Below are 21261 nucleotides of genomic sequence, written 5' to 3'. Positions count from 1 at the left end.
TGTACGGACGGTCTACAATGTTCATTTATAAAGGAGAAACGACTATGGAATTCTTTAACTCTGCTATCGAAGTTCTTCAGACTCTGGTTGTCGCTCTGGGTGCCGGTCTCGGCGTTTGGGGTGCTATCAATCTGCTGGAGGGTTATGGCAACGACAACCCCGGCTCCAAGTCTCAGGGCATGAAGCAGCTCATGGCTGGCGGCGGCGTTGCTCTGGTGGGCATCACCCTGATTCCTCTGCTGTCTGGTCTGTTCGGCTAAGAGCCGCAGGCGGGGTTTCCCGCCTGTACATAATCAATCTGCCAATTTATATGCCCAGTAGCGACCATTTCGCACTTTGACGAGCTTTCCTTCTTTTGTCAAGGTGTTCAGAACTCGACTTGCAGTGGCAGGAGAAACATCGAGAAGATTCTGTACATCGACGTTCTGGATAATATGATTCATGCGGAGAAAAGCTGCAATTTTCGCCCAACGCACTTCTTCCTTACTCTGTGCTACAGGCTGTTCGTTGATTGCTTCGGTCAAAGCCTCTTTGATGATTCCCAGCATGAACTCGATAAAAACAGTTCCTTCACCTTGTGCATTAGACTGATTGATTGCTGCGTAATACTCGGCCTGATGGTCGTGAATGATGGATTCGATTGGAAGCCATGCAAACAAGGGGTTCCACTTTGACAGCAGAAGTGTGTGCCAGAGCCGCCCAATACGACCGTTGCCATCCGCAAATGGATGGATCACCTCAAATTCATAATGGAAAACGCAGCTCTTAATTAGAAGAGGAAATGGACTGTTTTCTGTCCACTGAATCAGTTCCTCCATCAAAGAGGGAACGTACTGCGGCAATGTTCCAAAATGCAGGACATTGCCCTTGTTGTCCACAACGCCAACCGGTCCGGAGCGAAACTCTCCCGCTTCACGCACAAGTCCCTGCATCATCGTCCGATGTGCAAGCAGGAGGTCATCCATCGAATATGGATTCAATTCTGCGAGATGGTCGTAGATTTCGTAGGCATTTTTTACTTCAGCGATGTCTTTTGGAGGGGCAAGCACACGTTTTCCAGACAGAACAGCCGTCACCTGCTCCAAAGAGAGTGTGTTCTGCTCGATAGCCAGAGAAGAATAAATCGTTCGGATGCGATTCTGGCGGCGCAGAATCGGACTTGTGGAAAGATTCTGGGTGGAACAGATTTTGCCTACCAGTTCGCTGATTTCCATAACCTCTGAAAGAGCTGCTTCTGTGATTTCAAATGGCGGTTTCTTGTTTCGCACGGTGTATACCTCCCATATCATTTCTTTTATCATATCATTTCATCTATCATTCATCAATCAATATTTTGAAAAAATGATAGATGAAATGAGGGCATTGTTCCATACGGTGGCTTGAGCAGCAACGGAAAGCCCTCTGCAGCTTGCAGTTTTATTGAATGTCCGTGCTCCAAGCCGCGTTTTTATTCACCCATCATCGAAAGGCGGTGCTATTATGCAGTTTTTGACCCACATTATTTTTCTCCTGAATCTTCTCAAGACCCTTATCAACCACTTCAGCTAAGGACGGTGACTGAATGGAAACCGTTCTCAAAGCCATTGCCGACTGGATCAAAGGCATCCTGACGGCAGGCATTATGTCAAACCTTTCTGGTCTGTTCGACGATGTGAACACGCAGGTGGGAAACATCGCCCAGCAGGTGGGCACCAAGCCCTCCAGTTTTGAGCCAAGAGTGTTCGCCATGATCGAAGCCCTCTCCCGGAACGTGGTGCTGCCCATTGCAGGCATCATCCTGACCTTCATCGCCTGTTATGAACTAATTGAGATGATAACCCAGCACAACAATATGGCGCAGTTTGAGCCAGCCCTTATCATGCGCTGGATCTTCAAAACGGCGGTGTCGGTCTGGCTCATCAGCAACACCTTCGATATTGTGATGGCGGTGTTCGACGTCACCCAGAAAGTAGTGTCCGATTCCAGCGGCATCATCGCCGGGAACACCCGTGTCAATGACATTGGTTTGTCCATGCTGCAATCCAGCCTGATGCAGATGGATGTAGGACCCCTGTTCGGGCTTTTCCTGCAAAGTTTCTTCATCGGCATCACCATGCGGATATTGAGCATCATTATTTTTGTCATCGTCTATGGGCGTATGATTGAAATCTACTGCATGGTGAGCCTTGCGCCCATTCCCATGGCGACCTTCGGCAACCACGAGCAGAGCCACATGGGGCAGAACTACCTGAAATGCCTGTTCGCACTGGGCTTTCAGGGCTTTCTCATCCTCATCTGCGTGGCGATTTATGCGGTGCTGATCCAGAGCGTGGCAATTTCTGGGGATGCCATCAACTCCATTTGGAGCATTGTGGGCTACACTGTTCTGCTCTGTTTCAGCCTGTTCAAAACCAGCTCCGTGACGAAATCCGTCCTCGGAGCGCATTAAAGGAGGTGCTTTATTGGCTGCGTATATTTCCGTGCCCCGTGATTTGACCAAGGTCAAATCCAAAGTGGCGTTCAACCTGACCAAACGGCAACTGCTTTGTTTCGGTACAGCGGCTCTCATTGGGGTGCCGCTGTTTTTTGTACTCCGAGATTCCGGCGGCAATACCGCCGCTACCCTCGGCATGATGGCGGTGATGCTGCCAGCGTTTTTCCTTGGGATGTACGAGAAAAACGGTCAGCCCTTGGAAAAGCTGCTGTCGTACTATGTGCAGTCCCGGTTTGTCCGCCCGAAGATTCGCCCCTACAAGACCAACAACTACTATGCGATTTTGATGAAGGGAGGCGTGACCCATGATTCCGTTTTGGAAAAAGACCGGTAAGCACAGTAAGCCGCAGTCTGCGCAGAAGCGCAGGCAAAATGCAAAGCCCGTTGTGCCCCGGACCGCCCAGCAGTCCATCCCCATGCAGCGGATGTTTGAGGATGGCACCTGCCGGGTGAAGCCCAACTACTACACCCGGACCATCCAGTATCAGGACATCAATTATCAGCTCGCCCAGCAGGAGGATAAGACGGCGATTTTCGAGGAATGGTGCAGTTTTCTGAACTTCTTTGATTCCAGCATCAAATTTGAGCTGTCCTTCGTGAACATGGCAACCGACAGCACCGAGTTTGAGAAAAGCATCCGTATCCCGTACCAGCGAGATGGTTTCGATGATGTTCGTGCTGAGTACAGCCAGATGCTGCGCCAGCAGCTTGCCAAGGGCAATAATGGTCTGACCAAGACCAAGTTCATCACCTTTGGTGTGGAGGGTGAAAGCATGGCACAGGTCAAGCCTCGGCTCGACCACATCCAGAACGATCTGCTGAACAACTTCCACCGGCTGGGGGTGCAGGCAAAGCCGCTGAACGGTGTCCAGCGGCTGAAACTCATGCACGATATGTTCAACATGGACGGCGCATCCAAGTTCCACTTTGACTGGAAGGACCTCGTGAAAAGCGGCCTTTCGGTGAAGGATGCTATTGCACCCACCGCCTTTGCATTCAGGAACAGCCGCACCTTCCAGATGGGCGGCATCTTTTGCGCCGCCAGCTTTCTGAGCATCACGGCATCCGACATCAGCGACCAGCTTTTGAAAGATTTTCTGGACATGGATTCGTCCCAGATCGTCACCATGCACATCCAGAGTGTCGATCAGAACCGTGCCATCAAGACCGTCAAGCGCACCATTACGGAGCTGAACCGCAGCAAGATCGAGGAGCAGAAAAAGGCAATCCGCGCCGGGTATGATATCGACATCATTCCGTCGGATTTGGCAACCTACGGCAGAGATGCAAAAGCCCTGCTGAAGGAATTGCAGAGCCAGAACGAGCGGATGTTCCTTGTCACATTTCTGGTGCTGAACACCGGGCGCACGGAACAGGAACTGGAAAACAATGTTTTTCTGGCATCCAGCATTGCACAGAAGCACAACTGCAACCTGTGCCGTTTGGATTTTCAGCAGGAGCAGGGGTTGATGAGCAGCCTGCCGCTGGCAGACTGTCAGATCGAAATTCAGCGAGGGCTGACCACCAGCAGCACGGCAATTTTTATTCCGTTTACCACGCAGGAATTGTATCAGTCCGGCAAAGAAAGCCTGTATTACGGCCTGAACGCCCTGTCCAACAACCTGATTATGGTGAACCGGAAGAAGCTGAAGAACCCCAATGGCCTGATCCTCGGAACTCCCGGCTCTGGAAAGTCTTTCAGCGCGAAGCGTGAAATAGCTAACGCCTTTCTGGTCACAGATGATGATATTATTATCAACGACCCGGAAGGAGAGTATTCTCCGCTGGTGAACCGGCTGAAAGGTCAGGTCATCAAAATTTCGCCCAACAGTACCCAGTTCATCAACCCCATGGACATCAATGCCAACTACTCCGAGGAAGATAATCCGCTTTCCCTGAAAGCTGACTTTATTCTTTCTTTGTGTGAACTGGTGGTGGGCGGCAAAGAAGGGCTGCTGCCGGTGGAGAAAACCGTCATTGACCGATGTGTGCATCTGATTTACCGCAAATATTTTGCGGACCCCTGCCCGGAGAATATGCCCATTCTTGAGGATCTGTACAACGCCCTGCTCCAACAGGACGAAAAAGAAGCCCACCATGTTGCCACTGCACTGGAGATCTACGTCAAGGGCAGTCTGAACCTGTTCAACCACCGCACCAATGTGAACGTCAACAACCGCATCGTCTGCTACGACATCAAGGAACTGGGCAAACAGATGAAGAAACTCGGTATGCTCATCGTGCAGGATCAGGTATGGGGGCGTGTCACCGCAAACCGCAGCAGCGGAAAGTCCACCCGGTATTATATGGATGAGATGCACCTCCTCCTAAAAGAGGAGCAGACTGCCGCTTATTCCGTCGAGATCTGGAAGCGTTTCCGCAAGTGGGGCGGTATTCCCACAGGGCTGACCCAGAATGTGAAAGACCTGCTTTCTTCCCGTGAGGTCGAGAATATTTTTGAAAATTCGGACATGATCATCATGCTGAATCAGGCGGCGGGAGACCGGCAAATTCTTGCAAAGCAGCTCAATATTTCGCCCCATCAGCTTTCCTACGTTACCCACTCCGGCGAGGGCGAAGGGCTGCTGTTTTTCGGCAATGTCATTCTGCCGTTTGTGGACCGTTTCCCCACCGATCTGGAGCTCTACCGCATTATGACCACCAAGTTGGGTGAAGTCTCGGAGGGTGCGCAGAAATGAGTGAACCGAAGCTGAACATCAAAGAGGAAACGTCCGCAAAAAAGACCCGTTCTCCCCCGAAAAAAGCCAAGGTAGAGCAGACGGTGCCCAAAAAGAAAAAGCTGAAAACCGATGCAGATAAAGCTGCGGAAAAGGCACAGCATCTGCGGTTTGGCAAGGCGGAACTGACCCCGGACGAACTGAGCCGGTTGAGCAAGGCGCAGAAACGGGAGATGTACGCTGCCCATGCCGCCCGGTCTGCGGTGCATCGGGAAGTTGACCAGTACGAGGATGAAAACGTCGGTGTGCGGGCGTTGAGCGAGGGCGAAAAAGCGGCAGGAAATGTCCGTGATATTTCCAAAAGCCGCTATGCCCGGAAGCTAAAGAAGAAAGCCAAGATGCAGGGCAAGAAAGGCACCAAAACCGCAAAATCTTCTGCACGAGAGCCGACTGCGGCACAAGATGCAGGCGCATCCGGCACCGGCGAGGGAGGCTCCAACTGGCTCTCTCGGTGGCGGCAGAAGCAGAACATCCGGCAGAGCTACTATGCCGCCGCCCGTTCGGGCACGGCGGCGCAGACCGCAGGCGGCAAAGCGGCATCCAACGGTGCATCTGCCGCCCGGTCCAGCATGGAACAGGCGGTAGAAAAGGGCAAAACTGCCGTCAGCACTGCCGTGAAAGGGCTGATGAATACCGCTAAAGGCAACGCACACGTTCTGGTGATCGTGGGCGTTTTTCTTTTGCTCATCCTCATGGTCATGTCGGGCTTTTCCTCCTGCGGCATCCTTTTTTCCGGCGGCACACAGGTGTCCGGGCAGACCATGTACTCCGCCGAGGACAGGGACATCCGGGGCGCAGAACAGGACTACAAGAAGCTGGAAAAGGAACTGGACAAAAAGATCAAGCGCACTCCCACTGACCACCCCGGCTACAACGAGTACCAGTACCATCTCGACCCCATCGAGCATGACCCATGGCAGTTGACCTCTTTTCTCACGACTCTGTATGACGATTATACCCGGTCGGAGGTGCAGGGCAAGTTGAAGGAGACCTTCAAAAAGCAGTACAAGCTGACCACATGGGTAGAGGTGCAGACCCGGTATATGACTGTGTGGGTCATGACTCCCGCAGGAATCCCGGTTCCCACGCAGGTGCCTTACGAGTACCGCATCTTCCACACCAAGCTGGTGAACCGTGGCTTGGAAGTGGTCATTCGGGAGGAACTGAACAACGACCAATGGAAACGGTACGAAATTTTTCAAGATACTTTGGGTGGCAGACCTTACCTCTTTAATGGCGGATTGCCGCCCGGTGGTTCCGATGGCTCTGGCACACCTGGCATCGACTATACCGTTCCTGCGGAAGCACTGACTGACAGCGAGTTTGCTGCCATCTATGAGGAAGCAAAGAAATACGTTGGCACACCCTACGTTTGGGGCGGCTCCACCCCAGAAACAGGCTTTGACTGCTCCGGCTACGTTTGCTGGGTCTACAACCAGAACGGCTACGATGTTGGCCGTACCACTGCCAACGGCCTATGGAACAAGTGTCAGCACATTTCCGAAGCAGAAGCCAAGCCCGGTGACTTGGTTTTCTTCAAGGGAACGTATGACACCCCCGGTATGAGCCATACCGGGATTTATCTGGGTAATGGCATGATGGTCAGTGCCGGAGACCCCATCAAGTACGCAAACATTCACTCGTCCTACTGGGAGAAGCATCTCGCCGGGTTCGGACGGCTTTCAAAATGATTGGAGGATTCAACTATGAGCGAAAAACTGGATAAGCTGCGGGCAACGCTCAAGAAAGAGCAGGAGCGCCGCATCAAGCTGAACAACCGCATTGCGGTCTTGGAGCGTCGGATTCAGGAGGAAGAAGCCGCTGAGGTCAGCAGCATGGTACGCACGGCTAATGTGACACCGGAACAGCTTGCCGCCCTGCTGCGGCAGTCGGCAACCGCCACCCCGAACCCGGCTGCGCTGTCTGCCGTGGGTGCAACTTTTGAGAAGGAGGTCGATGCAGATGAAGATTAAAAAGCTGGGTGCGCTGCTGGTATCGGCGGCACTGTGCGCTGGCATGGCGGCTCCTGCTTTTGCTTTTGAAGGCGAAGCTGCCCCGGTGGAGCAGCCGGTTCTGCCGGAAGTCGTGGAGGAAGATGTTGTCACCGTCACGGACGAAACCTCTGGTGCCCTGACCCCGGAGGGCAACCTGACGCTGGTGGATGACTATCACACCGACTATTCCGATGGCAGCGGACAGCAGTTTATCACGCTGGTGTCGAAGTCGGGTGCGACTTTCTATCTAGTGATTGACCGCAACGCCAAAGGGCAGCAGACCGTTCACTTTATGAACCTTGTGGACGAAGCCGACCTTCTGGCTCTGATGGAGGAAGATGCTGCCGATGCCTATACCGCTGAAAAAGAAGCAGCGGCGCAGGCTGAACAGGATAAGCTGAAAGCCGAGGAAGAAGCCAAGAAAGCCGCAGAAGAAGCGGCGGCATCCGGCGAAGAACAGCCCAAGGAAAACAAGGTTACAAAGATTGCATCCAGCTTTCTGGGGGTTGTCGCGATGATCGCACTGGCGGCAGGCGGTGGCTTCTATGCTTTCGCAAAGCAGAAGCAGAAAAAGCAGGCCGAAAAAGAAGCCCTCGACCCCGATGCAAACTACACCGAGGACAAGGGCGACTTTGAAATACCCACTGAGGATGAACCGGAAGAAGCCGGAGAGGAAGATACTGAACCCATCTGATTTTAAGGCGGCGTTTGCCGCCGTACATATCCAAATGAAAACAGATTGGAGGGAACGCTTATTTCAATGCTAGTTGTAGCAGAAAAGCCATCTGTCGCTATGTCCTACGCAAAAGTCCTCGGTGCTACCCGCCGTCAAGACGGTTATCTGGAGGGCAACGGCTATCTGGTAAGCTGGTGCGTTGGTCATCTGGTAGAGCTTGCACCGCCCAACATCTACGATGCCAAGTATGTCAAGTGGAGCATTGCAGACCTGCCCATCCTGCCGCAGAAGTGGCAGTATCTGGTATCTGCCAGCACCAAAAAGCAGTTTGGCATCCTGCAAAAGCTGATGCACCGCCCGGACGTAGACAGCATCGTGAACAGTTGCGATTCCGGCCGTGAGGGAGAACTGATCTTCCGACTTGTCTACCAGCAAGCGGGGTGCAAAAAGCCCTTCTCTCGTCTATGGCTGTCCAGCATGGAGGAAAACGCTATCCGGGAAGGGTTTGCCCACCTCAAACCGTCAACTGAATACGATGCGCTGTACAACGCAGCACTCTGCCGGGAACGTGCCGACTGGATGGTCGGTATCAATGCGTCCCGGCTTTTTTCATGTCTGTACGGTCAGCCGCTGGCGGTGGGGCGTGTTATGACCCCGGTGCTTGCCATGACGGTGGTGCGGGAAGCCGCCATTGCTGCTTTTGTGCCGGAGAAATTCTACACGGTAGATCTGGAACTGACCAGCGGCTGCACGGCATCCAGCCGCCGCATTCCCGAAAAATCCGTTGCAGAAAACCTGCTGGAAGCCTGCCGAAAGGAGATGGTAGCAACGATCCAGCGCATCACCCGCAAGGAAAAGTCCGAGAATCCACCACCGCTGTATGATCTGACCACCCTTCAGCGGGACGCTAACCGCTTGCTGGGGTACAGCGCACAGCAGACGCTGGACTATGTGCAGAGCCTGTATGAGAAGAAACTTACCACTTATCCCCGAACTGATAGCTGTTATATCACTGACGATGACGAGGAAATGCTGGAGGAACTGACCGAGGCACTGGAAAGATTTTTCGACATTACCCCGGAAGATGTGGACGAGGCTGTGCCCCGGACACGGCGCACCGTCAACCGGGAAAAAGTCACCGACCACCACGCCATCCTGCCCACCCGCAGTATGCTGCAAGCCGATCTGGACGCACTGCCCAAGGGCGAGCAGAACGTTCTGAAACTCATCATCGCCCGGACGCTGATGGCGGTAAGCAAGCCCTTCCGTTATCTGGAGACCCTGCTGACCACCGAATGCGCCGGGGAGGAATTTACCGCCAAGGGCAAGGAGGTTTTGGAGGAAGGCTGGAAAGCTGTGGAGCGCAAGGTGCTGGCAGACATCCTGAACCGGAAGCAGGAACTCACCGCCCTGCCCAATGCGGCAGAGAACGAGTGCGGCATCCTCAATGCCGAACTGAAAGAGGGCCAAACCTCCCCGCCGAAGCATTTTACCGAGGACCTTCTACTTCATGCGATGGAAACCGCCAGTGCAGACAGTATGCCAGAGGGTGTAGAGCGTCAGGGCATCGGCACTCCAGCAACCAGAGCTTCCACCATCGAAAAGCTGGTGCAGAAGGGCTTTCTGGAGCGCAAGGGCAACAAGAAAACCAAGGTGCTGCTGCCCACCGACAAGGGAAAAGCCCTCATCACCGTGATGCCCGAAGAAATCCAATCCCCGGAAATGACCGCCGATTGGGAAACAAAGCTGCTGCAAATCGAACGTGGCGAAATGGAGCCGAGTGAATTTATGACCGAAATCAATACGATGATTACCGAACTGGTAAAGAACACGGAAATGAAAAAAGGAGCGAATGCACTTATGAAAAGCAAGATTATTGGTGTCTGCCCGAACTGTGGTAAGCCTGTCGTGGAACGTGAAAAAGGCTGGTTCTGCGAGAACCGGGAGTGCCGTTTTGTCCTGTGGAAGGACAATGCGTTCTTTAAGCGTCTGGGCAAGCGGCTGGACGCTCATGTGGCGGACAAACTGCTGCGGGATGGTCGTGTCCGCTTGAAGGACTGCAAGAGTGCCAAGGGCAAGACCTACAATGCCACCGTGCTGCTGTCCTGTGAAGCCGATGGCCGCAGCAAGTTTTCGCTGGAATTTGAAGGTGGGTGCTGATGGAGCAGATAAAAGAAGCGGTCTACCTTATCAACGATGAACGCTATCTGCATCTCCGGGAAAACGGTGCAGGGGTCGGCTTTGCCACTTATAACAAGGTGACTGGCGAGCCGCTGGAAAGTGGGCAGATCTCGGAAAAGAATCTGCCGCCCGATGGCAGGAACGCCATTTCTGCCGCCCGGAACTGGTATCTGTTTGAACTTTCGGACGATGACCGCAAGGTCATCCAACAGGAAAGCGTAAAGATCCTCGAAAACATCCCGCAGGCGGGCATCGGCAGACGGCGCATCTGGGAGCCGGAAACGCTGCCGAAGGATATTCGTCTCATCAACAGCCACTATGATGACCTCTATCGCATTCCAGATGGCGGCGTGATTCAGGTGGATTACCCGGATGGGCACAGTTTTACGGCACGGGTGGAACATCTGGATGATTATCACTTTGACATGGGCGGTCTGGGCAATGTGTTCCACATCTGCCAGTTTGCCGAAGTCATGGAACGAAACCATGCCGACTTCTACCCGGAGATTCAGACACAGGACGAGCAGGCGGCGTGGGAACTGGGCGGCAAAGGCTACCTTGCCATCCAGTCTTGTGAGGATGGATGGAACTACACCCTCTACCACAGCGATTATTCCGTGATGGACGGCGGGCAGTTGGATGCCCCGGAACTGACCATTCAGGAAGCCCGTGAGCAGATTCTGGAAGCGCACCACATGGAAAAGGGGCGGCGGCTGTTGCAGGACTACGATGCCGTCATGGACAAAGTTGCGGAAGCCGAGGAACTGAGTGCAGACCATCGCCCTTCCACACTGGAAAAGCTGGCAGAACTGGCAAGTGATACGTCTGCGCCAAAATCGTCTGCACGTTCTGCGCCAGAACTGTGAGGTGGACGATGCAGCAAAAATGGAACCAGAATTTTGACGGTGAACCCATGACGGACATCCCGCAGAAGTTTCTGAACGCAGGGTGCGATGTTTATATGGTGATGCAGCTGCGGCATGACGAAAAAATCTTCGATGAAAGATTTGCTTCCATGCGGGAACTGCATCGTCGGGGCAAAACGCCAGACCCGGAGCATTATGAGGTCACCTACTATGCTGATTTGCCCGCCATGTGGCAGGATGTGCCGAACAACGAGATTTTGGAAGAACTATTTCAGATGTTCAACCTCTCCCGTCCGCAGGATTTTGAGGGGCACAGCCTGTCCGTCAGCGATGTGATCGCACTCAAACGCAATGGCGAGGTGTCTGTGCATTATGTGGACAGCATCGGCTTCAAAGATTTACAGGGGTTTCTGGACAAGCAGCCGGAACGTCCTTCGGTGCTGATGAATCTCAAGGAAAAGTGCGATGCCCCGGAGTGCAATCCTACCGTCTGCCGGAAAGCGAGGGATGAACATGAACTTTGACCACGAGGAATTGATCCTGATGATGCTCTACAACACCGGCACCCGGCTGGGGCTTATCCACGAACTGCGGCTCATGCAGTGCTACCTGATGCCCGATGAAACTGCTCTGCGGGAACTGTCGGAGGGCGTTATCGAAAAGCTGAAACTGCTGACTGATGCGGAGTTTGCCGAACTGGAATTTCCCCCGGACTGACTTTCGCCGCCTGCGGGCGGCGTACATAGGCTCTTTTACAATGGGATTCGGTGTGGTATACTGAACTCGACAAATCGTATATACCCTGTACACAAAAATTTCACTTGTGATCTGGCAGGATATCGGCTACACTTTACACATTCCAATCTGATAGGAAGGATAAGAAAGAATATGAGAAAGAAATGGATTTTTATCGGAGCGGCATTTGCACTTGCAATGACCCTGACCGGATACAGATATAATGCGGCAGCCAGTATTCCGCAGCAAAGCAGCCAGGAGCAGACGAAGGAGCAGACACAGATGATCCCTATGGAGGAGGCACAGGAAGCGGCGTTAAAAGCAGCGGATATTGTAGCGGCAGATGCAGACATTTCAGCCACGACCTTAAGTGAGGTGGCGGGAGTGGCCTGCTATAAGGTAGAATTTACTTCCGGAGAGTATGCCTACGCCTACACGATCAATGCAGAGACAGGAGCTGTCATGGAAATGAGCAGCCAAGAACAGAATGCGCAGGCTTCCGGGACACAGACGGAGACGGCAGACCCCGCTGCCCCTGCTCCGGCACAGAATGCAACAGGTACCGGAACCGTGGATGAAGCAGCAGCACAGAAGATCGCACTGGAGCATGCCGGAGTGAAGGCAGCGGATGCAACGATCACCAAGTCAAAGCTTGACTATGAAGACGGACGTCAGGTATATGACATTGAATGGTATGCAGGCGGTGCAAAGTATGACTATGAGATTGCGACAGACACCGGAGAGATCATCAGCTCCGCATATGAAGAAAAAACGATGGGAACAGACAGCAAGAACGCTACGGTCAGTGAGGCAGATGCAAAGAAAACAGCCCTTGACCGTGTAAGCGGAGCAACGGACAAGGATCTCTACGAATGGAAGCTTGATTATGATGACGGACGTCCGGAATACGAAGGAAAGATCATCTACGGTGGAACGGAATACGAATTCACGATTGATGCAGCGACCGGATCCGTAATGGAGTGGGATGCTGAGAAGGTCCGTTAAGACAGACAGGAGAAGTAGTTGTGTACAAAGATTATCAATGACCAGTTAACAGATTTATTTTATAACTTTATCGAGATGGAAGACCGTATTGCGGCCAATGACCGGTATGCAGACTTAAACAGCTCGGATATGCGGTTTTTGTCCGCCGTAGGAAAAGGTGTTTTAGGGTATGATTGCCTTATTGATTGTTCCCAAATTCCTATGATTTATTGTAATTATGATACACAAGATGTTGTAGATATAACACTTGATGATTTACAGGTGGGGGACGAAATCATTTTGGCTATTCGGAGTTCGGAAATAGAAAATCTTCAAAAGGAAGATGACAATAAAGCAAAAATAGCAGTTGAACAATTAGGTACACAGAGAATTAAATAATTCCCAGTTTGTCGATGATTGTCAACTGAGATAATGTCATAGGGCATTGTTCCGAAATTTTTTCATAACCCGCAAAAAGTGGGCTTGATAGAATACTTCCATTCATGCTATAAACTACCATAGATTCCATAAGCGAGTGACCTGAAAAGGCCGCTCGCTTTTTTGTTTACAACGAGATTGAAGGGAGGAACGCTATGCCAAGCAAAACCGAAGAATATCTCGCCCTTGCCCAGCGCACAGCCAACGGCTTGACCCGGTACTGGGAAAGCTGGACGGACTACCTGACCACCGCATCCCGGCTGTACAAGTACCCCTTTGCAGACCAGTTGATGATCTACGCCCAGCGCCCGGATGCCACCGCCTGCGCCGACTTTGACATCTGGAACAACCGGATGAACCGCTATGTGCGCCGGGGTGCCAAGGGCATCGCCCTGTTGGACGAATCCAGTGGATTCCCTCGACTGCACTACGTTTTTGACGTAAGCGACACCGGGGTGCGCCGCAATTCCCGTGACCCGGAGATGTGGCAGTACAACGATGACCTGAAACAACCGGTTTCGGAAATGCTCGCCGCCACCTACGGCATCAGCGGGGAGCGTGTCAGCCAGCAGCTTGCGGACGTTGCCGGAAAATTGGTGGCGGATTACTGGGACAACAACGGTGGCGATATCCGTGCCATCGTTGACGGGTCGCTGCTGATGGATTATGATGAAGCCGGGGTGGAGATGCAGTTCAAAAGCGCCGCCGCCATCAGCGTCACCTACACGCTGCTGGAACGCTGCGGCTTTGAGCCCGCCGGGTGGTTCGACAAGGACGATTTTCAGGCAGTCTACAATTTTTCCACCCCGGATAGTGTCTACGCCCTCGGCGCAGCCGTCAGCGACATGAGCCGGGAGGTGCTGCGGAACATCGAGCGCACCGTAAAAACAACCATTCGCCGCCGCAATGCAGAAAGGAGCCAATATGAATACGAACAGCAGGAACGTGACCTACTCGACCGTCGGGGACTACCAGCTCCCGAACCTGACCCTGAACCAGCCCCTGAAGCCGCTGGGCAAATACGGCAGGCTGCGCCGGACGTACCTGATGAACCATCGCCCGGTACTGTACAACACGATGCTCCTGAACGGGAGCCTGTACCCGCACCTGATGGAGGTGGAGCAGACGGCAGAGAGCCAGATACAGCAGACAATGGAGCAGCTTCTGAAACAGAACCCGGCCCCGGACAAGGAGCAGAATCAGATGGCATGGGTGCAGCACATGAACAGCCTGAAAGCGCAGGCCGAGGAACTGGTGCTGACGGAACTGATTTACAGCTGAGTTTCTTCGATGCCCACATCCCTACCGAAGCCCAGCAAATTGAAACCATCGACCAAGCGGAGAGCGAAAAAACGCCCTCCGTTTTTGTTTTATCGCAGGCGGAGATTGAAAACGAACTGCGTAAGCACGGCTCCGGGTTTGAGGGTGGCAAGCAGCGCATTATGACACTGTACCAGACCCAGCCTGACCGCAGCCTCCGTGCCAAGGCGCTGGCAAAGGAATACGGCATCGGTGGGCACTCCCACGATTTTCTGGACGGCAGCCGGGGTTTTGTAAACCACGACTGGAAGGGGCTGGAATTTGACCACTATCCTGACCACCAGAAAATCACCCTGAAATGGGCACAGGTGGAACAGTATATCGACCTGATGATCCAGTCCGACCGCTACCTGACCGACAAGGAAAAGGAACATTACACGCCCCCTGTGCCCATCACCGTAGAGCCAGATGCCACCTTGACCCATGCCAAGAACCTGATCCGGGAGTTTTGTCAGGAGGAGTACGACTCCGAGCCGGACTTTTCCGATCTGACTAAAATCGGTATTGCCTACACCCACGCCACCGATGAGGATATTCCCATTCAAGTTAATGTGGATTTGGTGGGATACCGGGTAGAACGGTATCTGGGTGAAGTGCTAATCGACGAGCGGCAGTACGAAAGTCTGGAAGATCTGACCGAGACCGAGCTGGAGGCTCTGGATTTTTCCGAACTGGTCAGCGTTACAGACGAAGAACTGGAGCACTACCACAACAAAGCGGAAGAACGCCCGGCACTGCTGCCGCTGGATGCCGCCACCGAGTACAACGCCCTGAAGGAACAGCACCCGGATGCGCTGGTAGGTTTTGAACAGGGCGGTCAGTTTGAGTTTTACGGCGAGGATGCCCGGAGGGTCTGCGAACTTCTGGGCGGAAAGTTTCTGGAAAAGGAAACGGCACTGGGAACCGTCCCGGTCATCAGCTTTCCCTGCGACCAGTGGGCATACCGTGCCAAACAACTGTGGCAGCGCGGCGAGACCGTCTACCTTGCCGGGCTGAATGAGGACGGCACCCATTACCAAACCAAGTATCTGCGCCGGGAAGATTATCTTCCGCTGGGTGCTATCGTCCACATGGAGGGGCGTTCCTTCCGGGTGGATACGGTCAACTTCGATAAGGGCAGCGTGACCCTGCAAGATGTGGCACTGGCAGAAATGCGGATACCAGTTTTCCGGGAGGAACCGCTGGCGCTTGTCCGGGAGTTGTACGAGGAGCAGGATATGATGGAATCCCCCCTGCTCGATTACAAGGTCGGTGACAATGTTGTGGTCGAACTCCCCACTCGAACTATTGAGGGGAAAGTTGGCTATGTGGGTGAAACGGATGTTCGCATCGACACCAGTGCGCACGGGCAGTCATGGGATAACGAAGTTATCAATAAGCAACAATTCGAGGAGGGCTTGCGGCAGAATGAACAGGTTACTACGCAGCCAGATGATACTGTAAAAACGGTTGCCATATACCCTGCTGAAGAAAACCGTATGCCTTATGATATTGTGATCCAGACGATTGGCTCAAAATCACCTACTCTGGATGCAGTTGAACCGGAACGATCCACACTTGAACTTGCCGGGAACTTCCACCTCACGGACGACCATTTGGGCGAGGGTGGCGCAAAGCAAAAGTACGCCCGGAACATTGAGGCCATCCGCACCCTGTTCCAGTTGGAGGAGGAGCACCGTGGTGCCACCGCCGAGGAACAGCAGGTGCTTTCGCAGTATGTGGGCTGGGGCGGTCTAGCAGATGCCTTTGACCCCAACAAGGACAGTTGGGCAAAGGAATATGCGGAGTTGAAAGGGCTGCTCTCCGAGGATGAGTATGCCGCCGCTCGTTCCAGCACCCTGAACGCCCACTACACCTCCCCGGTGGTGATTCGCTCTATTTATGATGCGGTCGAGAAGATGGGCTTCCAGTCCGGCAACATTCTGGAGCCGTCCATGGGTGTGGGCAACTTCTTCGGTATGCTGCCGGACACCATGCAGGACAGCCGCTTGTACGGCGTGGAACTGGACAGCATCACCGGGCGTATTGCGAAAAAACTGTATCCGCAGGCTGACATTACCGTGGCTGGCTTTGAGACCACCGACCGCCGTGATTTCTACGATTTGGCGGTAGGCAACGTGCCTTTCGGTCAGTACAAGGTCAACGACAAAGCGTACAACAAGCTGGGATTCTCTATCCACAACTATTTCTTTGCGAAAGCCATCGACCAAGTGCGTCCGGGCGGCATCGTGGCGTTCGTCACCAGCCGCTACACCATGGACAGCAAGGACAGCACCGCCCGCAAGCACATGGCAGAGCGTGCTGACCTGTTGGGGGCTATCCGTCTGCCGAATAATGCGTTCCGTGCTAACGCTGGTACGGATGTTGTCAGCGACATTATCTTTTTGCAGAAGCGTGACTGCCCCATCGACCACGAGCCGGACTGGGTGCAGCTTGGCAAGACCGAGGATGGCTTTGCCATCAACCAGTATTTCGTAGATCACCCGGAGATGGTGCTGGGCGTACTCTCCACCGAAAGCACCCAGTATGGACGAGAGGAATTGACCGTTGCTCCCATCGAGGGTGCAAACCTTGCAGACCAGCTTGCCGAGGCGGTACAGTATATTGAGGGGCAATACACCGAAGTTGAGGTAGAAACACCAGATATTGCGGATGCCGAAAATGAGAAGCACATTCTCCCGGCTGACCCGGATGTGAAAAACTTCTCCTACACCGTGGTGGACGGCGAAGTGTTCTACCGGGAAAATTCGGTCATGACGCAGGTGGAGCTGTCCGACACCGCCAAGGGGCGCGTCACCGGCATGGTGGAACTGCGCCAGATCGTCAACGACCTGATCGACCAGCAGTTGAACGACTACCCGGACGAGGATATCAAGGCAACACAGGAGCGTTTGAACGCCGCCTACGATGCCTTTACCGCAAAGTACGGCTTGCTGAACGACCGCAAAAACGGGCGGCTGTTTGAGCAGGATTCCTCGTATTATCTGCTGTGCTCGCTGGAAAATCTGGACGAGCAAGGGCAGCTTAAATCCAAGGCGGCGATGTTCACCAAGCGCACCATTCGCCCAGAACGCACCGTCACCAGCGTGGATACGCCAAGTGAAGCGTTGGCGGTGTCCATCGGAGAACACGGCAAGGTGGATTTGCCCTATATGGCAGAACTGCTGGGCACACCCGGCGAGTACGAGCGCATCACTACCGAACTTTCCGGCGTGATCTTCAAAGACCCTGCCGCCGACCCCACCGACCCGGAAGCAGGCTGGCAGATGGCAGACGAGTACCTGTCCGGCGATGTCCGGGCAAAGCTGCGGATGGCGCAGTTCGCCGCCGAAACGAACCCGGAGTTTGTGGTCAATGTGGATGCGCTGACCAAGGCGCAGCCCAGAGAACTGGAAGCCTCAGAAATTGATGTGCGGTTGGGCGCAACATGGCTGAACCCGGACATTATTCAGAAGTTTATGACCGAGACGTTCCAGATCCCCTACTATCTGCGCCATGCAGTCAAAGTGAGGTATTCTCCTTATACCGCAGAGTGGCGTGTGGAGGGCAAAACGGCTACGGGGCGGGGCGACATTATCTCCTCCGAGACCTACGGCACATCCCGTGCCAATGCCTACAAGATTCTGGAGGAGACCCTGAACCTGAAAGATGTCCGCATCTATGACACGATCGAGGATGCCGAAGGCAAGCCCAAGCGGGTGTTGAACAAGCGGGAGACTATGCTGGCGCAGCAAAAACAGCAGGTCATCAAGGACGCTTTTGCCAACTGGGTCTGGCAGTACCCCCAGCGGCGCATTGCACTGGTAAAACAGTACAATGAGTTGTTCAACAGCACCAGACCCCGTGAGTATGACGGAAGCCACATCAAATTCGTGGGCATGAACCCGGAAATCACCCTCCGGGAGCATCAGCGCAACGCCATCGCCCATGTGCTTTATGGCGGTAATACGCTGCTTGCACACGAAGTTGGTGCCGGCAAGACCTACGAAATGGCGGCATCTGCCATGGAAGCAAAACGGCTGGGGCTGTGCCAGAAATCGCTGTTCGTAGTGCCCAATCACCTGACAGAGCAGTGGGCAAGCGAGTTTCTGAACCTCTACCCTAATGCCAAGTTGCTAGTGGCACGGCGCAAGGACTTTGAGACCGCCAACCGCAAAAAATTCTGTGCCCGCATCGCCACCGGTGACTATGATGCCGTCATCATCGGCCATTCGCAGTTTGAGCGCATTCCGCTGTCCTTTGAACGGCAGGAGCGCATTATTCAAGAGCAAATCGACGAGACCCTAGCCGCCATCAACGAACTGAAAGCCCATGCAGGCGAGAATTTCAGCATCAAACAGATGGAAAAGACCCGGAAAACGCTGGAAACTAAGCTGGAAAAATTGCGCTCCGATGAGCGCAAAGACGATGTGATTACCTTTGAGCAACTGGGCGTTGACAGGCTTTTTGTGGACGAGTCGCATTTTTACAAGAACCTCTTTTTGACCACAAAAATGCGAAATGTCGCAGGATTATCCACCAGCGAAGCGCAGAAATCCAGCGATATGTTCGGCAAGTGCCGCTATCTGGACGAGATCACCGGAGGCCGGGGCGTGGTGTTCGCCACGGGCACGCCCGTGAGCAATTCCATGACCGAACTGTACACGGTCATGCGGTATTTGCAGTACAGCACCTTGCAGCAGAAAAAGCTGACCCACTTCGACTGCTGGGCATCCACCTTTGGTGAGACGACCACGGCCATCGAACTGGCCCCGGAGGGTACCGGCTACCGTGCCCGCACCCGGTTCGCCAAGTTTTTCAACCTCCCGGAATTGATGTCCATGTTCAAGGAGGTTGCGGACATTAAAACTTCCGACCAGCTTCATCTGCCGGTGCCGGTTGCAAAGTTTGAAACCGTGGTGGCAAAGCCGTCCGAAATTCAAAAGGAAATGGTGCAGGAACTGAGTAAACGTGCGGCAGAAATCCATTCCGGCACGGTGGATGCGTCCGTGGACAATATGCTCTGCGTCACCAACGATGGGCGTAAGATTGGCTTGGATGTGCGCCTGATGAACCCCATGCTGCCGGACGACCCCAACAGCAAGCTGAACGTCTGTGTGCGGAACGTGCTGAAGATCTGGGATGAGGGCAAAGATCAGAAGCTGACCCAACTTTTGTTCTGCGACCTCTCGACGCCGAAAAACGACGGCAACTTTAACGTGTACGATGACATTCGCAAGAAGCTGGTTGCCGCCGGTGTGCCAGAGAACGAGATCGAGTTTATCCACAACGCCGACACCGAAGCGAAAAAGGCGGCATTGTTCTCCAAAGTGCGCTCTGGCGATGTGCGAGTTTTGCTCGGAAGCACTGCAAAAATGGGAGCGGGCACCAACGTCCAGTCCCGACTTGTGGCGGTGCATCATCTGGATGTTGGCTGGAAGCCCAGTGACATGACCCAGCGCAATGGTCGCATCATCCGGCAGGGCAATATGAATAAGGAAGTCAAGGTGTTCAATTACGTCACGGAAGGGACATTTGATGCCTACCTCTGGCAAACTTTGGAGAATAAACAGCGGTTTATCAGCCAAATTATGACTTCCAAATCCCCGGTGCGCTCCTGCGAGGATGTAGACGAGCAGGCGCTTTCCTATGCGGAGATCAAGGCACTTTGTGCCGGAAATCCGCTCATCAAGGAAAAGATGGACTTGGATGTGCAGGTGGCAAAGCTGAAGGTGCTGAAAGCCGACCATCAGAGCCAGAAGTTCCGTTTGGAAGATAAGCTGTTGACGAAGTTCCCGGCTGACATTCAGGAAACGAACGCCCACATTGCCGGATTGAAAGCGGACGCACAGCTTGCCGCCGCCCACCCGCAGGGCAAGGAGGAGTTTTGCGGCATGGTCATTAAGGGTGTTGCCTACGACGAGAAAAAGACCGCCGGCGAGCGTCTGGTGCTCGCCTGTTCGGAGTTGCCCAACGCCGAAGAAAAAGTCATCGGCAGTTACCGAGGATTCGAGTTGTCCCTGCGGTTCGATGCTTTCCGCACGGAGTATCAGGCACTTTTGAAGGGGCAGCGGAAGTACACGGTGCCCTTGGGCACCGACCCGCTGGGCAATATCATCCGTCTGGATAACTCCCTGAACAACTTCCCGGAGCGCATTAACTCTGCTGAGAATGAACTAGCCACTCTGCATCAGCAGCAGACAGCGGCGCAAATCGAAGTGGAAAAGCCTTTCCCGCAGGAGGAAGAACTGGCTGAAAAGTCAGCCCGCCTTGCAGAGCTGAACGCTCAGTTGGATGTGGACGAAAAGAGCCATGAGCCGGAACAGGACGAGGAAGAACAGGAGGATGCACCTTGCCGTCCCTCGGTGCTGGCAGCGTTGGAGGAAAAATCCGATAAGCCGGAGCCGGTGAAGCCCTTCCGCAGTTATTATGACAAGGATGGTGATGCCCGGTGAGGGAAAAGCGGGATGAGATCATTATCCTGAGAACCACAAAGGCGGAGAAAAACCGCATCTATGAGAAAATGCTGGGCATAGGCATCCGCAGTCTGAGTGCCTATATCCGTAAGATGGCACTGGACGGTTACTGCCTGAACCTTGACCTGCCGCAACTGCGGCGCATGGCCTATCTTTTGCAGATGTGCAGCAACAACCTGAACCAGTACGCCAAGCGTGCCAACGAGTGCGGCAAGGTCTACGCCGCCGACATGGAAGATCTGCGGCAGCGTCTGGATGAACTGATTGACATTGGCAAGCAAATTCTTTCCAAGCTGGCAGAGCTATAAAAATTCCCGCAGTTGGAGGGCTGCGGGGCACATACGGGTTGACATCCTTGCAACGTAGTAGTCGATACCTTTATAATAAGGGCGAACAGAAAG

The 21261-nt window shown here is 53.7% G+C and carries 16 protein-coding genes; 15 read left to right on the top strand and 1 reads right to left on the bottom strand.

What is annotated here, in order from left to right; genetic code table 11:
- Nucleotides 1-44: 44 nt before the first annotated feature.
- Nucleotides 45-260 (top strand): Maff2 family mobile element protein, encoded by a 216-nt coding sequence (locus tag ACXPUX_RS14735; protein ID WP_055186938.1) that lies wholly within the window; start codon nucleotides 45-47, stop codon nucleotides 258-260.
- A 33-nt stretch (nucleotides 261-293) separates the two neighbouring features.
- On the opposite strand, the gene ACXPUX_RS14730 is transcribed toward ACXPUX_RS14735, so the two are convergent.
- Nucleotides 294-1268, bottom strand: coding sequence for a Fic family protein (locus tag ACXPUX_RS14730; protein ID WP_458828982.1), 975 nt, complete (start codon nucleotides 1266-1268; stop codon nucleotides 294-296).
- A 293-nt stretch (nucleotides 1269-1561) separates the two neighbouring features.
- On the opposite strand from ACXPUX_RS14730, the gene ACXPUX_RS14725 reads away from it, so the two are divergent.
- The 14 genes from ACXPUX_RS14725 to ACXPUX_RS14660 all read left to right on the top strand — a co-directional run bounded on the left by ACXPUX_RS14725 (nucleotide 1562) and on the right by ACXPUX_RS14660 (nucleotide 21168).
- Entirely contained in the window at nucleotides 1562-2428 is an 867-nt protein-coding gene (locus ACXPUX_RS14725) for a VirB6/TrbL-like conjugal transfer protein, CD1112 family (RefSeq protein ID WP_097785690.1), read from the top strand.
- Between the two features lie 13 nt (nucleotides 2429-2441).
- Nucleotides 2442-2807, top strand: a complete 366-nt coding sequence (locus ACXPUX_RS14720) for a PrgI family protein (RefSeq protein WP_097771851.1) — start codon at nucleotides 2442-2444, stop codon at nucleotides 2805-2807.
- Nucleotides 2779-5172: a VirB4-like conjugal transfer ATPase, CD1110 family gene (locus ACXPUX_RS14715; protein WP_458828979.1), complete on the top strand. Its 2394-nt coding sequence runs from the start codon at nucleotides 2779-2781 to the stop codon at nucleotides 5170-5172. The genes ACXPUX_RS14720 and ACXPUX_RS14715 overlap by 29 nt, the downstream gene beginning before the upstream one ends.
- Nucleotides 5169-6902 (top strand): C40 family peptidase, encoded by a 1734-nt coding sequence (locus ACXPUX_RS14710; protein WP_458828977.1) that lies wholly within the window; start codon nucleotides 5169-5171, stop codon nucleotides 6900-6902. The genes ACXPUX_RS14715 and ACXPUX_RS14710 overlap by 4 nt, the downstream gene beginning before the upstream one ends.
- A 15-nt stretch (nucleotides 6903-6917) precedes the next feature.
- Complete coding sequence (locus ACXPUX_RS14705; RefSeq protein WP_112122164.1) at nucleotides 6918-7184, top strand: DUF4315 family protein; 267 nt, start codon at nucleotides 6918-6920, stop codon at nucleotides 7182-7184.
- Nucleotides 7168-7899 (top strand): DUF4366 domain-containing protein, encoded by a 732-nt coding sequence (locus ACXPUX_RS14700; RefSeq protein ID WP_458828976.1) that lies wholly within the window; start codon nucleotides 7168-7170, stop codon nucleotides 7897-7899. The genes ACXPUX_RS14705 and ACXPUX_RS14700 overlap by 17 nt, the downstream gene beginning before the upstream one ends.
- Before the next feature lie 99 nt (nucleotides 7900-7998).
- Nucleotides 7999-10041 (top strand): type IA DNA topoisomerase, encoded by a 2043-nt coding sequence (locus ACXPUX_RS14695; RefSeq protein ID WP_458828974.1) that lies wholly within the window; start codon nucleotides 7999-8001, stop codon nucleotides 10039-10041.
- Nucleotides 10041-10928: an LPD16 domain-containing protein gene (locus tag ACXPUX_RS14690; RefSeq protein WP_458828973.1), complete on the top strand. Its 888-nt coding sequence runs from the start codon at nucleotides 10041-10043 to the stop codon at nucleotides 10926-10928. Before ACXPUX_RS14695 ends, ACXPUX_RS14690 begins: the two co-directional genes overlap by 1 nt.
- A gap of 8 nt (nucleotides 10929-10936) precedes the next feature.
- Nucleotides 10937-11452, top strand: coding sequence for a YodL domain-containing protein (locus tag ACXPUX_RS14685; protein ID WP_417949467.1), 516 nt, complete (start codon nucleotides 10937-10939; stop codon nucleotides 11450-11452).
- Entirely contained in the window at nucleotides 11442-11645 is a 204-nt protein-coding gene (locus tag ACXPUX_RS14680) for a transposon-transfer assisting family protein (RefSeq protein ID WP_458831259.1), read from the top strand. Before ACXPUX_RS14685 ends, ACXPUX_RS14680 begins: the two co-directional genes overlap by 11 nt.
- A 171-nt stretch (nucleotides 11646-11816) precedes the next feature.
- Entirely contained in the window at nucleotides 11817-12668 is an 852-nt protein-coding gene (locus ACXPUX_RS14675) for a PepSY domain-containing protein (protein WP_458828971.1), read from the top strand.
- Nucleotides 12669-12686: 18 nt separating this feature from the next.
- Nucleotides 12687-13046 (top strand): hypothetical protein, encoded by a 360-nt coding sequence (locus ACXPUX_RS14670; RefSeq protein WP_458828969.1) that lies wholly within the window; start codon nucleotides 12687-12689, stop codon nucleotides 13044-13046.
- A 194-nt stretch (nucleotides 13047-13240) separates the two neighbouring features.
- On the top strand, nucleotides 13241-20839 hold the full coding sequence (locus ACXPUX_RS14665; protein ID WP_458828967.1) for a MutS N-terminal domain-containing protein: 7599 nt from the start codon (nucleotides 13241-13243) through the stop codon (nucleotides 20837-20839).
- Nucleotides 20836-21168: a plasmid mobilization protein gene (locus tag ACXPUX_RS14660; RefSeq protein WP_458828965.1), complete on the top strand. Its 333-nt coding sequence runs from the start codon at nucleotides 20836-20838 to the stop codon at nucleotides 21166-21168. The genes ACXPUX_RS14665 and ACXPUX_RS14660 overlap by 4 nt, the downstream gene beginning before the upstream one ends.
- Nucleotides 21169-21261: the final 93 nt, after the last annotated feature.

It is taken from the genome of Faecalibacterium sp. PGM34, from assembly GCF_054456555.1.
The sequence above is the reverse complement of the archived record's forward strand: the minus strand, read 5'-3'. Positions and strand labels throughout refer to the sequence as shown.